Raw genomic sequence first — 724 nt, 5'->3', positions numbered from 1 at the left:
CACAAGCCCATAAAAAAGGTTTTTCTATAGTTCCTTCTATCCTTGCTCCACCTTCGGTACAGTTGTAGGTGGTGATATTAAATAATTTTTGAAAATAATTAATATCATTTTCAAAAATTAGTCGAAACATAGTCCAAATTTCAGAGCTTTCAACTTTTCCGTTACCTCCATAAGCTAAACATTGAAATTTGCCCTTATCTCTTTGAAAATGTCCTTCATGTTTATCAAGATTTTTATAATCTTTAGTATGGGAAAATCCATCTTTTGCATAAGCTAAATCCTGTCCTATGAGAATAATGTTTTTATAGTTTAAATATTCTGTAAGTAGGTAGCTCATATTTGCTACACTTTTGCCCATGTTAAAATATCCAAAATAATCTAATTTTAAATATTGTATAAAACTTGCATAAGTGGATACAAGTATAAAAGCTCTATTATTTTTTTGAAGATATTTGATAGTGTGAGGATGTGTAACAGATTTAACAATAAACATAATATCCTTATCAAATTCCCCAAAATCATTGTTAAAAAATTCAGAAGTTAAAGGAATCCTTTCCAAAGAAAGCACATAATCAGGCTTTATACCATGCTTAGCTAAAATAGGATAAGAAGAATCCGCACAAAAAATCGTAGCTTTGCTAGCATACTTTTTTAATAAAGGAAGTTGTTTAGTAAGAGATGGTCCTGTAGAAACAATGATAGCTGTATCACTTAAATTCTTTCT

The 724-nt window shown here is 29.3% G+C and carries 1 protein-coding gene; it reads right to left on the bottom strand.

The window, feature by feature from the left end; genetic code table 11:
- On the bottom strand, positions 1–724 hold a 724-nt coding region (locus ELQ04_RS08505), incomplete at both ends, for a 6-hydroxymethylpterin diphosphokinase MptE-like protein (protein WP_134224523.1).

It is taken from the genome of Campylobacter sp. CH278, from assembly GCF_004378845.1.
GTDB lineage: Bacteria > Campylobacterota > Campylobacteria > Campylobacterales > Campylobacteraceae > Campylobacter_D > Campylobacter_D jejuni.
The sequence above is the reverse complement of the archived record's forward strand: the minus strand, read 5'-3'. Positions and strand labels throughout refer to the sequence as shown.